Annotated in this window: 15 protein-coding genes; 11 read left to right on the top strand and 4 right to left on the bottom strand. The window is 62.8% G+C overall.

The features are described 5' to 3' along the window. The first annotated feature begins 2 nt into the window (after positions 1-2). Positions 3-1049, top strand: coding sequence for a YchF family ATPase (locus J4F42_11585; protein MCE2486147.1), 1047 nt, complete (start codon positions 3-5; stop codon positions 1047-1049). Here the strand turns inward: J4F42_11585 and J4F42_11580 are convergent. Genes J4F42_11580 through J4F42_11570 form a run of 3 tightly spaced genes read right to left on the bottom strand, consistent with a single transcriptional unit; the run spans position 1039 to position 3432 of the window. Further along, entirely contained in the window at positions 1039-2109 is a 1071-nt protein-coding gene (locus J4F42_11580) for an AI-2E family transporter (protein ID MCE2486146.1), read from the bottom strand. The two genes, J4F42_11585 and J4F42_11580, sit on opposite strands and share 11 nt — an antisense overlap. 48 nt (positions 2110-2157) lie before the next feature. Beyond that, positions 2158-2595: a (deoxy)nucleoside triphosphate pyrophosphohydrolase gene (locus tag J4F42_11575; GenBank protein MCE2486145.1), complete on the bottom strand. Its 438-nt coding sequence runs from the start codon at positions 2593-2595 to the stop codon at positions 2158-2160. A gap of 3 nt (positions 2596-2598) precedes the next feature. Continuing rightward, positions 2599-3432, bottom strand: a complete 834-nt coding sequence (locus tag J4F42_11570; GenBank protein ID MCE2486144.1) for a tetratricopeptide repeat protein — start codon at positions 3430-3432, stop codon at positions 2599-2601. A 132-nt stretch (positions 3433-3564) separates the two neighbouring features. On the opposite strand from J4F42_11570, the gene J4F42_11565 reads away from it, so the two are divergent. The 7 genes from J4F42_11565 (at position 3565) to J4F42_11535 (ending at position 8434) form a co-directional block, all read left to right on the top strand. Continuing rightward, complete coding sequence (locus J4F42_11565) at positions 3565-4845, top strand: hypothetical protein (GenBank protein ID MCE2486143.1); 1281 nt, start codon at positions 3565-3567, stop codon at positions 4843-4845. 85 nt (positions 4846-4930) lie between these two features. Next, the gene (locus J4F42_11560) at positions 4931-5329 is read left to right on the top strand and encodes a nuclear transport factor 2 family protein (protein ID MCE2486142.1); all 399 of its coding nucleotides are present in this window, start codon (positions 4931-4933) and stop codon (positions 5327-5329) included. A 137-nt stretch (positions 5330-5466) separates the two neighbouring features. After that, complete coding sequence (locus J4F42_11555; GenBank protein ID MCE2486141.1) at positions 5467-5925, top strand: MaoC family dehydratase N-terminal domain-containing protein; 459 nt, start codon at positions 5467-5469, stop codon at positions 5923-5925. A gap of 10 nt (positions 5926-5935) precedes the next feature. Next, positions 5936-6397 carry a hypothetical protein gene (locus J4F42_11550; GenBank protein MCE2486140.1) on the top strand — a complete coding sequence of 154 codons (462 nt, stop codon included), beginning with the start codon at positions 5936-5938 and terminating at the stop codon, positions 6395-6397. Further along, on the top strand, positions 6384-6998 hold the full coding sequence (locus J4F42_11545) for a 5-formyltetrahydrofolate cyclo-ligase (protein MCE2486139.1): 615 nt from the start codon (positions 6384-6386) through the stop codon (positions 6996-6998). The genes J4F42_11550 and J4F42_11545 overlap by 14 nt, the downstream gene beginning before the upstream one ends. Positions 6999-7055: 57 nt before the next feature. Then, positions 7056-8063: a DNA polymerase III subunit delta gene (gene holA, locus J4F42_11540; GenBank protein ID MCE2486138.1), complete on the top strand. Its 1008-nt coding sequence runs from the start codon at positions 7056-7058 to the stop codon at positions 8061-8063. A 140-nt stretch (positions 8064-8203) separates the two neighbouring features. Further along, the gene (locus J4F42_11535; protein ID MCE2486137.1) at positions 8204-8434 is read left to right on the top strand and encodes a hypothetical protein; all 231 of its coding nucleotides are present in this window, start codon (positions 8204-8206) and stop codon (positions 8432-8434) included. 4 nt (positions 8435-8438) lie between these two features. Here the strand turns inward: J4F42_11535 and J4F42_11530 are convergent, their stop codons facing one another. Then, positions 8439-9056, bottom strand: a complete 618-nt coding sequence (locus tag J4F42_11530) for a hypothetical protein (GenBank protein MCE2486136.1) — start codon at positions 9054-9056, stop codon at positions 8439-8441. Positions 9057-9572: 516 nt separating this feature from the next. On the opposite strand from J4F42_11530, the gene J4F42_11525 reads away from it, so the two are divergent. The 3 genes from J4F42_11525 to J4F42_11515 all read left to right on the top strand — a co-directional run bounded on the left by J4F42_11525 (position 9573) and on the right by J4F42_11515 (position 12209). Next, entirely contained in the window at positions 9573-10385 is an 813-nt protein-coding gene (locus J4F42_11525) for a hypothetical protein (GenBank protein ID MCE2486135.1), read from the top strand. A 186-nt stretch (positions 10386-10571) separates the two neighbouring features. Continuing rightward, entirely contained in the window at positions 10572-11798 is a 1227-nt protein-coding gene (locus J4F42_11520; GenBank protein MCE2486134.1) for a CoA transferase, read from the top strand. A 24-nt stretch (positions 11799-11822) separates the two neighbouring features. Beyond that, complete coding sequence (locus J4F42_11515) at positions 11823-12209, top strand: SMP-30/gluconolactonase/LRE family protein (GenBank protein MCE2486133.1); 387 nt, start codon at positions 11823-11825, stop codon at positions 12207-12209. Positions 12210-12213: the final 4 nt, after the last annotated feature.

The raw sequence follows: 12213 nt of genomic DNA, 5'->3' as shown, positions 1-12213 counted from the left end.
CCATGAAAGTCGGACTCGTTGGATTTGCCCGGTGTGGGAAAACGACGATCTTCAATGCCCTGACCGGCATGAGTGCCGAGGTCGGCGGTTTTGAGACAAAGCCCGAGGCGGCCATCGCCGTTATCAAAGTCCCCGACCCGCGGGTCGATGCGCTGGCCGAAATCGTCGAGCCGGAGCGCACAAAATACGCCGAGGTCAGCTTTCTCGATTTTCCGCCCTCGGCGGAAAGAAAGGCTGCGCTCGATATCCGCTCGCTGGCCCAGATGCGCGAGCTTGAAGCCCTGGCCCAGGTCGTGCGGGCCTTTGCCGACCCTATGGCGACCACGCCGACCGATCCCCTGCGCGATTTGCGCGGCTTTCACACCGAGCTGCTCCTGGCCGATATGGGCGTGATTGAGAAACGCCTCGAACGCCTGCGCAAAGAGCACAGCCGGGAACGTGAGCAGGCATTGCTGGAAAAGTGCTACCGCGTCCTGGAGGAAGAGAAACCGCTGCGCGGCGAGACGTTTCTGCCCGAAGAGCAGCTCGTCCTGTCCGGCTTTGCCTTTCTCAGCCATAAGCCGCTGTTAGTGGTCTACAACGTCGAGGAGAGCGAGCTGCATAATCCTCTGCCGGCCGAGGTGGCCGCCTATGCCGAAGACAACGGTCTGTGCATCATTCCTGTGTGCGGTCAGGTTGAGATGGAGATCGCCCAGCTTGAGGAGGACGAACGCGCCCTGTTTCTGGATGATTTAGGGGTAGCCGAGTCGGCCCGTGACCGTTTTATCCGGTCGGCCTATGAGGCGCTCAGCCTGATGAGCTTTTTTACCGCCGGGCCAAGCGAAGCCCGGGCCTGGACCATCAGCCGGGGGACGACCGCAGTCAGGGCCGCGGGCAAGATTCACTCCGATATGGAACGCGGCTTCATTCGGGCCGAGGTCATCGCCTACGGCGAGTATATTGCCCACCGGGGCGAGACCGGCTGCCGCGAGGCCGGCAAGATGCGCCTGGAGGGCAAGGACTACGTGGTGCGCGACGGCGACGTGATCCACTTTCGGTTCAAGGTCTAGCCGGCTGTTGGGCGTACTCCTGGCGGTAGATTTCGACAAAGGCCAGAATCGTGCCGAGGACGACCGGCCCGAGGAACATCCCCAGAAACCCGTAGGCTTGCAGCCCGCCCAGAATGCCGAAGAACAGAAACACGGTTGGCAGCTTGGCCCGTCCGCCGATGATGAAGGGCTTCAGAAAATTATCCACCATGCTGATGACAAAGGTGCCGTACAGCAGCAGACCGATTGCCTGGCCCCACAGGCCGGAGATGGCCAGATAGCCCGCGCAGGGCAGCCACACGGCCGCCGCCCCGCCTATTGGCAGCATGGCAAAAAAGGCCGACAGACAGGCCAGAGAAAAGCTGAACGACAGACCCACGGCCCAGAATCCAATCCCGGCCAGCGCGCCCTGGGTGACGGCGGTGGCGACCATGCCCTGGACCACTGCGGACACGGTGTCGTACAGGCGGATGAAAATCGCCTCCTTATGGTCTGGTGCCATCGGCAGCAGGTCGCGGATGGTGTGATACCATCCCTCGCCGTCCCGGAACAGAAAAAACAGGCTGAAACTCATCACCACAAAGCCGAAGATGAAGCGGAACACGTTTTGGGCAACGTTCCTGAGCTGTTCCAGGATGTACTGACTCACGGCGTTGGCGCCCGTCAGGGCCAGGCCCGGCAGGTCTATATCAAAGGCTTCGGCCTGGGGTCCCCATTTTTGCCACAGCTGGCCGAGAGCGGTGTCGCGCCAGCCCGCCAGCAGCTGTTGGAGTTCGCCCGAGCCGACCACATACCGGACTTGACGATAAAAGTCGGCCACCTCCCGGGCCAGGACACCGGAGAAAAACACCACCGGGATCGCAACCAGCAGGACGACAAACAGCGTCATGCCCAGCGCGGCCAGGGTGCGTCGGCCCCGACACAGACTCAAGACCAGGCTGTACAGGGGATAAAAGGTCAGGACCAGAATGACGGTCCACACCAGCGGCACGAGGAAAGTCGCAAACAGGGCGTACAGCTGAAACAGGAGAAAGACAAAGGCGGCGAAGAAAAACGCGGCAAACAGCTGTTGGCGATTCACGGCAAAATTGTCGTTCACTTATGGAGGGGTTTCAAGGGAAACGGCGGTTCAGGGCTGCCGACCAGACGGCGGGCCAGGCCGGGCAAACAGCTCCTGCCAGGCTCCCCCGGCCAGGGCAATGATAAAATCGCGGTCGCCGGCCAGGAAGTCGTAGCCGGGCAGCCGCCGGGGTTCGACCCAGACCATGTCTGCAAAGACCCGGTTGGACGCGACCCCGGTGTATGCCGGGACATGAAAGAAGCTCAGGGCGACGCAACGTCCGTCGGGATAGGTGTACCGTTTGCGCAGCATCAGCGTGCCGATTGTGGCCTCGACGCCGAGTTCTTCGCGCAGTTCGCGTCGCAGGCAGGCTGCGGCATCCTCGCCGGTCTCGGCCTTGCCGCCGGGAAATTCCCACTTGAGCCCGTGCTGCGCAGCGGCTTTGCGCTGGCAGATCAATATCCGTGAGCCACAGGTCAGCACGCCGACCGACACGCGTACCGCCATGGCCTAGTTGAGCTGGGCCATGGTCCGAACCATGACCGCCCGCACCGCCCTGGCATCGTCGGCTTTGGGCGCCAGCTGCAAGTAGCGCTGGAAGTCGCGCACCGCCAGCTGCTGGTGACCCATGCGGTGGTGGATGGCGCCCCGGTCGCGAACCTCGACCGGATGGTCGGGCGCTAGCAGCAGGATGCGTTCCACCACGCTCAGGGCTCGCGCAAAGTCCTCTTTCTGGGTGTAGATCTGTTTCAGATTGCGCAGCATGCGCAGCAGCATGTCTTTTTTGCCGACTGCGGCGAGAAGCTTGGGCAGCTGACCGACGAACGGGTTGTCGGGGCCGTACATGGCCCGCAGCTTGTCTTCCATTTGCGTTTGGCTGACCCGGCTGCCGGCCTGGAAGGGGTCGAGGACGGTTTCGCCGTCCGGGCCGTCGTATTTGACCACGAAATGGCCGGGAAAGCCGACCCCGACCAGTGGCACGCCCAGGCGGTTGCCAACCTCAATGTAGACCAGCGAGAGCGTAATCGGAATGCCGAGCTTGCGGTCGAGGACTTCGTTGAGAAAGCTGTTGCGCGGGTCGTGGTAGTCGGTCTGGTTGCCGGACAGGCCCTCGTCCTCAAACAGGACCGTGTTCAGGGCCTGGATGATGTCGGCAAAGCTCGGGGCTTCGGACAGACGTGAGCGGACGCTGTCGGCCAGCGCGTCCAGACGGCCGAGGTAGGCCGCCACATCAAGCTCGGGCTGTTCCTCCTGGGCAATCAGCAGGGCCGCTTCGGCCAAGTTCAGGTCGGCTTCCGAACCGGAGACGAGTTCGGCGAAACGTTCGCGGGCGCGTGAGGGCATGGGCACCTCTCTTCTTAGGGCGATGGGTCTTTCTCCTGTATACTGCTTTGGGCGTAAAGTGTGCAAGAGAGGACACGGCTTGCCTCGGGCTTCAGGCCCAGATACACGGAGACGCGAACACAGGAGGACGCTATGGCACTGGCACGGATTCCACGCTACGCGGCAATGGGCCTGAGTCTGATATCGTTTGACACGCTGCCCCCGGGGGTACAAGCCGAGGTGGTACCGCTCAAGGCCGCCGACCGGGGTGAGTCAAAAGGCGTGTTGTACACCCGGGGCGGGGAAAAAACCGTGGTGTGTCTGATGCACCCGCGGGCCGATATGAGCCGCCACTATGCAATCCCGTATCTGCTCGAGGCCGGCTATGCCGCGTTCGGCCAAGAGGGACGCTGGCCCAACAACGATATTGCCTGTCTGCACGAGATGCTGCTGCCGGATATTGCGGCCGGTATCAGCTATCTCAAGCAGGAGCGGGGCTTTGAGCGGGTCGTGTTCATCGGCAACAGCGGTGGGGGCTCGCTGTACACCTTCTACCAGGCCCAGGCCGTCACCCAGCCGCCCGGGCGGTTGACGGTGACCCCGGCCGGCGACCCCTACGATCTGAACCGTTTTGAACTGCCGCCGGGCGACGGCATGATTATTCTGGCCGCCCACCTGGGCGAGGGAAAATTTATGCAGACGGCCATTGACCCGTCGGTTACGGATGAAGACGACCCGCTGTCGTGCGATCCCAAACTCGACATGTACAACCCGGCCAACGGCTTTCGCGAGCCGCCCCAGCCGAGTGCCTACAGCCCGGAGTTTGCCCAGCGCTATCGTGCCGCTCAGACGGCCCGGGTGGCGCGGCTTGACGCCATTGCCAAACGCTTTATTGAAGAACAGCGCTATTTTCGGGGACTGGTCGGCCAGGACGATTTTGACAGCCTGGCCCTGGACATACGCGCCTTTCTCAGTCGCCGGGCGCTGGTCGGCCGCTATATGATCATCCATCGGACCGAGGCCGACCTGGCCTACACCGACCCGTCTATTCACCCCTCGTCACGCGACTATGGCTCGCTGTGGTCGCCCCGGCCGGATCTGTTCAACTACACCGAGGCCGGTTTTGCCAAATACCAGACCCCCCGGGCGTGGCTCAGCAACTGGTCGGGCTTGTCGGCCAATGCTGCGGTGTTGGACAATATCCGCAAGGTCAGTATCCCCACCCTGGTCATCAACCACAGCGGCGACCATGCCATCTATCCGGCCGATTCCGAAGCCATGTACCAGACCTCAGCCGCCAGCGACAAACAGCTGCATCACGTTGACGCCGACCATTTTGGTTATCCCCTGCCGTCCAAACCCAACCAGGGGGGGCGCGAGGCGTCGCTCAAGCTCATTACGGACTGGCTGGGAGAGCGCTTTCCGGGGCGCTGAGTGGCTGCTTGACATGCCCCCGCCGGACGGCTTAGAGTCGCATGGGCCTAGTGCTCAGACAAAATCCATGCAGGAGGTACACAGTATGGGCGCAGCAGAGAACAAAAAACTGATGCAGGAGATGTTCGAGGAGTTGGGGAAGGGCAATGGTGATGCCTTTCTCGGCAATATGGCCGATGACGTGCAGTTCACGATTATCGGCTCAACCAAGTACTCCGGGACCTTCGACGGCAAAAAAGAGCTGGTGGAAAAGCTCTTGGCGCCTCTTAGCGCCCAACTCGAAGGCGGGATTACCCTTACACCGGAAAACTTCATTGCCGATGGTGATACCGTGGCCATGCAGGCCAAGGGTAAATCCACGACCAAAGAGGGCAAATCGTACGATAATACCTACTGTCAGGTGTTCACATTTCAGGACGGGAAAGTCCAGCGGGTGACCGAGTATCTGGACACCGAGCTGGTGACCGAGGTGTTTGGCAAGTAGGTCTCCTCTGTGACGCGATGGGGGAAGACGGGTTACTGCTGCGAATCAGGCTGAGCCGACAGTCGTTCGAGAATGGCGCGGCTCAGCCGTTCTCCACGGGCCGCTGTTTCCTTGATGTGGAAGAGAGGCATACGCCTATGGCGCCCGACCGCAAGACACTGATCGGCAAGGTCTTCGAGCCGGTCACATACACCATCCGTGAGGAAGATATCCGGGACTACCTGCCGGTGGCCGGTGAGGACGATCAGGCCTTCCACAGCGAGGCCGAGTCGCGGGCGGCCGGCTACGGCGGCTGGGTGATTCCGCCGTCTTTCGGGCCGTATGTGGCCGTTATCAGCATGCTGCGCTCATTCGACTGGCAAAAAGACTTTTTCATGGACTACAAGAAAGACACCGCCATGTTCGGTGAGCAGGAACTGGAGTACCAGCGACCGCTGTACGTGGGTGAGACTTTGACCGTCCAGGGTCGGGTGTCCGACGTGTATGAGAAACAGGGCAAACGCGCCTTTGACGTGATATGGGTGTCGTTTGCCGCTCGGGACGAATCCGGCGCCACGGCCTTCAGCGGCGCCCAGTCGTATCTGGTCTTCAAGTGAGGAGCCGGGCATGGACGGGCGGCCAAAGGTGTATTTTGAAGACGTGGCTGAGGGCATGGACATCCCGAGCGTGACCTATGGGCCGATGGACCGCTACGCCTATATTCCGATCGCGTTCATTCTGCGCGACACCAACCCGCTCCACCTCGACCGGGTGTATGCCCGGGAGCGGGACTTGCCCGATGTGGTCCAGCAGGGGCCGCTGAACGAGACCTTTTTGTACCGCTTTGTGACCGACTGGTTGCACAAGCCGTGGGATCTCCGGCGGACCAAGGTGCGCTTTGCCGGCAACGCCTTTCCCGATGATATGCTGACCTGCCGGGGCACCATAACGCGGACCTACCGGAGCGACACTGGCGAGCCTCGGGTCGATTGCCAGATCTGGCAGGAAAATCAGACCGGTGAGCGGATTCTGAGCGGAGAGGCAAGCTTTACCCTGCCGGAGAGGAGCGAGGACGCTGGCCGGCGCTGACCCTCCCGCTCTGGTCGACGCCAAGAAACGGCTCCGTCGTCTGCTCCGTCAGCGCAGACGCGCACTCAGCCCCCAACAGGTGGACGAAAAGAGCCGGCGGATTTGTGACCGGCTCCAGACCTTTGCACCGTTTGAGGCTGCCGTAAGGCTCGTCCTGTACGCGGCGGACGACAAGGAGGTTCAGACCGAAGCCGTGTGGGCCGCCGCCCAGTCCAAAGCCGTGTACTATCCGCGCGTCAGCCTCGACCGGACCCGTCTGGAGTTTGTTCGGCGTTATCCACACGACCGGCTCGTTGCCGGTCTGTTCGGGATTCCTGTTCCCCCGGGCAATGAGCGTTTGGCGCCCGGTCAGGGCGGCCACACCCTTGTCCTGACCCCTGGCCTGGGCTTTGACGCCGAGGGCCGTCGCCTGGGCCGCGGTAAAGGCTATTATGACCGGGCCTTTGGCCGGGTGCTGGTCGGTGCGCTACGGGTCGGCGTGGTCTATGACTGTCAGGTTGTGGACCGCATTCCCGGCGGCCCGCACGATGAAGGGGTCGATTGGGTTGTCACCGAGAGCCGTCTGATCGACTGCCGGGCCGAGCGCGCGCCGCATGGCTGAGGCGGAGGTGTCTTCCCGCCCTTGTCTTGTGCGCCACCGCCGGCTACGAATGTCCGCATGGCAGCCCCGCGTTTCTCCCGCCCGGAAGACGTGCTCTCCCGCCTGAGCAAGGAGCCGATTGCCGCCCTGTATCTGTTTCATGGTGATGAGGCCTACCTGATCGACCGGGCGGTCGATCAGGTCCGTGGCCGTCTGCCCCGGGATACGCTGGTCCAGACCTTCTATGCCGGGCAAGACCCGGTCGAGGCGGTGCTGGACGCCTGGGGGGTGCCCTCCCTGTTTGCTCCCCAGACCCTGGTGATCCTGCGTAGCGCCGAGCAACTCAGAGACGAGGAGCGTGAGCGGCTGGGCAAAGAGGCCGAATTCCGGGATGCCGGTCAACCCCTGGTCGTGTGCGCCCATGGTCGGCTGGAGTTGAACCGGAAATTTTTTTCGCGGTGTGCAAAAACGGGCTTCGCCGCCGAATTTCGGCGGCCCTTTGCCAATCAGATCCCAGTCTGGGCGCAGCGCCTTGCCCGCGAACGGAAGCTGCGGCTGAGCGATGAGGCCGCGCAGCTGCTGTCCGAACTGATCGGTCCGGATCTCCTGGCGCTGTCCACCGAACTGGATAAGGTAGCGACCTTTGTCTTTCCCGACACCGATATTGACGCCCGGGCGGTGGAGAGCTGCACCGGCAACATTCACCAGCACGAGGCGTTTGAATTGGCGGATGCCCTGGGGCGGCGCGATCAAAAAAAGGCCCTAGGGCTGCTGCGCCAAGTCTTGAGCGACGAGCGGCGCGCCCTGCCGGTCCTGCACACCCTGGTGGGGCATTTTCGTCGCCTGTGGCAGCTGCACGACGCCCAGGCTCAGGGGCTGCCGGAGACCCATATGGAGCGGGCGCTCGGCCTGCGCGGACAGCGCCTGCGCAGGCTGTCGAATCAGAGCCGCCTCTACTCTGTGCCGGACCTGCGCCGGGTTGTGCACCGGGCGGCCGCGCTCGACCGGCGGCTCAAGTCGGCTCGAACCCCGGTCGGGGTCCTGTTTGACGCCCTTGTTTTAGACATCTGCGCGCGGCCACGGTGAAAGTGAAGCCTCCCCAGCACAGTCAGAAAAAAGCGTCCTCCGGCCCCGGGCCGACGGCGGACAGGCAACTCCACTTTGCCTTTTTTACTCCGTCCGAAACCGCATCGGACCCCGGTTTGATGGAGCGGCCGGAGTCGGAGTTGGAACACCTCATGGGGGCGGCGCGCGACGCCCTGCTCGAAGCCTCGCCCCAGGATCTGAATGCGGCTCTGCCCCTGCTGCTCGAGTTTTGTGAGGCGAGCCTAACCCGGGCGCTTGACGTTGTCCGCAGGCGAACAGGCCTGAGCTTCTCGGATGAGGAGTACCGCAGCCTGCGCGGTATCGGACAGGCTCACTGGCTGCTGGTCGAGCGCCAGCAAGGCCGGGACTGAGACCTCAGCGGGCCTCGGTCAGAAGCCGGGCAATCGTTTGTTGCAGTGGCACGTCGTGGGTGAGTGCCTGGAGGCTCAGCCCGATCGCGTCCAGGGCTTGGCTGATGACCGCCTGGCTGTCTGGACACTCGATGGCCTCTGCAACCCGGATGGCACCCAGCTTGAGCAAGGCCCCAGATTCGGCGACAGCCTGGCCGTTGAGGTCAAACAGCCCGTACTGCATCGCCCGAGTATTGTACAGGTGGACGAGGTCGGCCTGGGTTTCGGCCTGTTCGGCCGCGTCTTGTTCGGCACAGGCGCGCTGGATGAAGGCCGGAATGGCTACCCCGGCCACGGCTGAGATAAACGTCGTGCGCACGGTCTCGACGTGCTCAGCCGGCAACGCTTTGTGAAAGGTGGTCGCCGCCACCCGGTCGCTGACGTGCAGCAGCAGCAGCAGCAGTTCGGCCGTGGCGGTGTGTTCCTTGGCCTCCTGACTGAACGGATCCTTCAGCAATTCCTGGCTCACCGCATCGCGATCCTTCAACTGCTGCCAGGTCTCGGTTGCCAGGTCGAAAATCTGGCGGCTGAGATCGGTCACGGCTTGGGTAATCGTCGCGTTTCCCGCCCTGGAATCTGTCATGTCCCCCCTCGCCGGGCATTTTGGGCAAAAGAAAACCCGACAGTGCTACAATCCCAGATGGGATTGTCCCGCGGGTGATGAGACGCGGGCTGTCGGGATTCCGGTAGTGCCTGGGTCCTCCCAAGCGACTACCCCACATCAGTATTGGGTCGTCGGCCTAGGAGGCCACCACCTCACAGATCACCGTAGTACTACACATCTTTGGACCACCTCCTTTCTTGGCGCACCCGCTGCGGGGCCAGAAACCGCTGTACCAGGAACCGATCGCCAATACCGGCCCGAGGCTCGGTCCACCTCGTCCTGCCGCAGTGCAAGAGACGAAGCGTCAAGGCCTGTGTCTACCTGACCGAATAGCTCTGGTCGCCACTATACGCCGAAACCCCCGTCAGGTCTAGGGTGAGTCGGCCGAGCGGCAGGCGACTCACCCTTGCGCAAAACCGGTCTGCGTTATACTGTTGGCCTTGATCTATGCCATACTTTCATGCTTTTACGCTTTTCGAAGGTCGTGGGTCGTCCTTGGAAGAAACGGACCAGGCTGCGGCTAGCCTTCTGACGTCTGTCTCCCACAGACGGCTCCGCTATTGTGAACATGAGACGGTTCCCGGTACGGCCGGACTGGCCGGCGGCCCGGCCTATTTTACCGTCTTTGCCGACTTTGATGTCGAAGCCTACACCGAGGAAAAGGCGGCCGAGTTGGTTGATGAGGTGCTCGACGCCGTATCGACCGACGATCTCCAGTATTTCTCTCACGGGCTTGTGTCGGGCGAGCAGCGGGTGCAGCGCTCGCAGCCGGCGGCTGAAGACGAGGAGCAGGAGGCCGACGACGCGCCCCGGGCGCGGCGGAGCGGACGCCGGCGCGGGACCCGCGGGCGGGGTAGTGAGTCACGGGCTGAGCCCCCGGCCGTCAGCCCGACGGAGCCTCAAGACTCTCCTGCGGCCAGCGACGCTGACCAGGACCGTCCGCCGCTGGCCGCCCCGGCCGACGACCTTGGGCTGGAAGAAATCCCGGTCGATGCTCCGCCGGAAGAGATTCCGGTCGAACCCGAGGTCCTGTTGAACCCTCCGTCTCGCAGCTCGGCTTCCATGCAGGTCAAGACAAGCGTGACCCTGCGGGTGTCCGAGTTGGAATTGCCGGCCAACGGCGACGCGGCGCCAAGCTCTGACGAACTGATCGCTCTGGCCACGACCGAGGCGCGTCGCCGGCATCCGGACCTGCCCGACGATACCGCTCCGGAATCGGACGTTGCCTTACTGCCCTGGGGCGAGACGGTGCTGACCCTGACCTGGAGCTACGACGTTCCGGTTCCCTCGGCCCACAGCGGCGACTGACCATCTCTCTCCTCCGCGGTCGGCGCGCAGGCCGACCGTCTGTTCTTCCCGGGCCCAAGAACGGTTCGGGCTGTTGCCCCGTGCTGGAATGGCCGCAAGTGATGCGTGGCCTGCCTTCGCCTGTCTCGGTCCTCGCTTTTTCCGAGGATGAGTGCTAGACCACGGGCGGAGGGCTGGAGGTCTTGTATGGAAAACAGAACGCCACTGCCGCGTATGCTGGACGATGTCACCGTGCTCGACTTCACCCAGTACCTGGCCGGTCCGACGGTGACCCGACTGATGGCCGAAATGGGCGCCCATATTATCAAGGTCGAACAGGCGCCGACGGGCGATCCGTCGCGTGCCCTGCCGTTCATCAAAGATGGCCGCAGCGGGTATTTTGTCCAGCAGAATCGTGGCAAACGCAGCCTGTGTCTTGACTTTGCCAAGCCTCAATCCCTGGACCTGTTGCGCTCTCTTATTCCGACTGTCGATGTCGTGGTGGAGAACTACGGGCCCGGAGTTCTCGAGAAGCGGAGCTTGGACTACGCGGCCCTCAAGAAAATCCATCCCCAAATCATCATGGCCTCGATCTCGGCCTTTGGCCGCCACAGTCCGCTGTCGCACCGGGTTGGCTACGATCTGATCGCCCAGGCGTTTTCCGGCATTATGCACATGACCGGAGAACCGAGCGGACCGCCGCAGTTTGTCGGGCTCGGGATGGCCGATGTCAGCAGCGGGGTGCACGCCTTTGCCGCCCTCGGCTATGCCCTGTACTACCGGGACAAGACGGGGGTCGGACAACACATTGATCTGGCCATGATTGACGCCCTGTACCATATGCATGAGGTCAATCTCCAGGTGCATAGCCTGAGCGATGGTGCCTATGTGCCGGAACGCACCGGCGCCCATCATCCGCTGGTGTGTCCGGTCGGGACCTTCAAGGGGCCCCAGGGCTGGATTGTGATTCTGGTGCTGGACCGTCAGTGGGAGAATCTGTGCAAGGCCATGGGCCAGCCCGAGCTGATCAACGATCCGCACTTTGCCACCGGACCCGACCGGGCGACTAACCAGAAAGCGCTGATCGCCATGATCGAAGCTTGGCTGCGGAGCTTTGCCGATGACGCGGCAGCCCTGCACGTGCTGGAAGAATACCGGGTGCCGTCCGCGCCGGTGATGTCAATTGTCGATACCGTCCAGCACGAGTATTTCACAGCCCGCGACATGGTCCGGACCGTGCCCGACCCCATCCTGGGAGAACTCACCATTCCCGGCTTTCCGCTGAAATATTCGGAGTTCCCGGAGCTGCCCGACCTGCACGCTCCGCTGCTCGGTCAGCACAACGCGACCGTGCTGCACGACCAGCTCGGCTATTCCCCGAGTCAGATCGCCGCCCTGGAAGACGCCGGGGTGCTGCATGCCGGGGACACCTAGTCCGTGAAGAAAGGAGACCGACTAATGGCAACGATTCCTACCGCAGCGATCGAGATTTTTGGTTCCGGCGTGCTGCGCGCCGAAGGTGTGGTGGTGGATAAAGAGGGCAACGTCTGGGGCGGTGGTCGCCGCGGGCAGGTGTATAAAGTCAGTCCCGACGGGGTGGTCGAGCAGGTGGCCCAGCTGCCCGACCGGGCTATTCCGAACGGGGTGACGCTCGACCGCGAAGGCAATTTCGTGTACTGCGACCTGCGCCACAGGGCGGTCATGCGGCTGTCTCCCCAAGACGGCACGGTCTCCCTGATTGCCGACCACGCCGGGGACTTTCCGATCTCCATCCCCAACTTCGCCAGTTATGACGCCGAGGGCAATCTGTACGTCTCGAATTCCAGCTCGCAGGAGGGTAGCTAAGTCT

The sequence above is a fragment of the Desulfurellaceae bacterium genome (assembly GCA_021296095.1).
Lineage (GTDB): Bacteria > Desulfobacterota > Binatia > Bin18 > Bin18 > JAAXHF01.
Note: the sequence above shows the minus strand (reverse complement) of the source record. Positions and strands in the feature narration are given on the sequence as shown.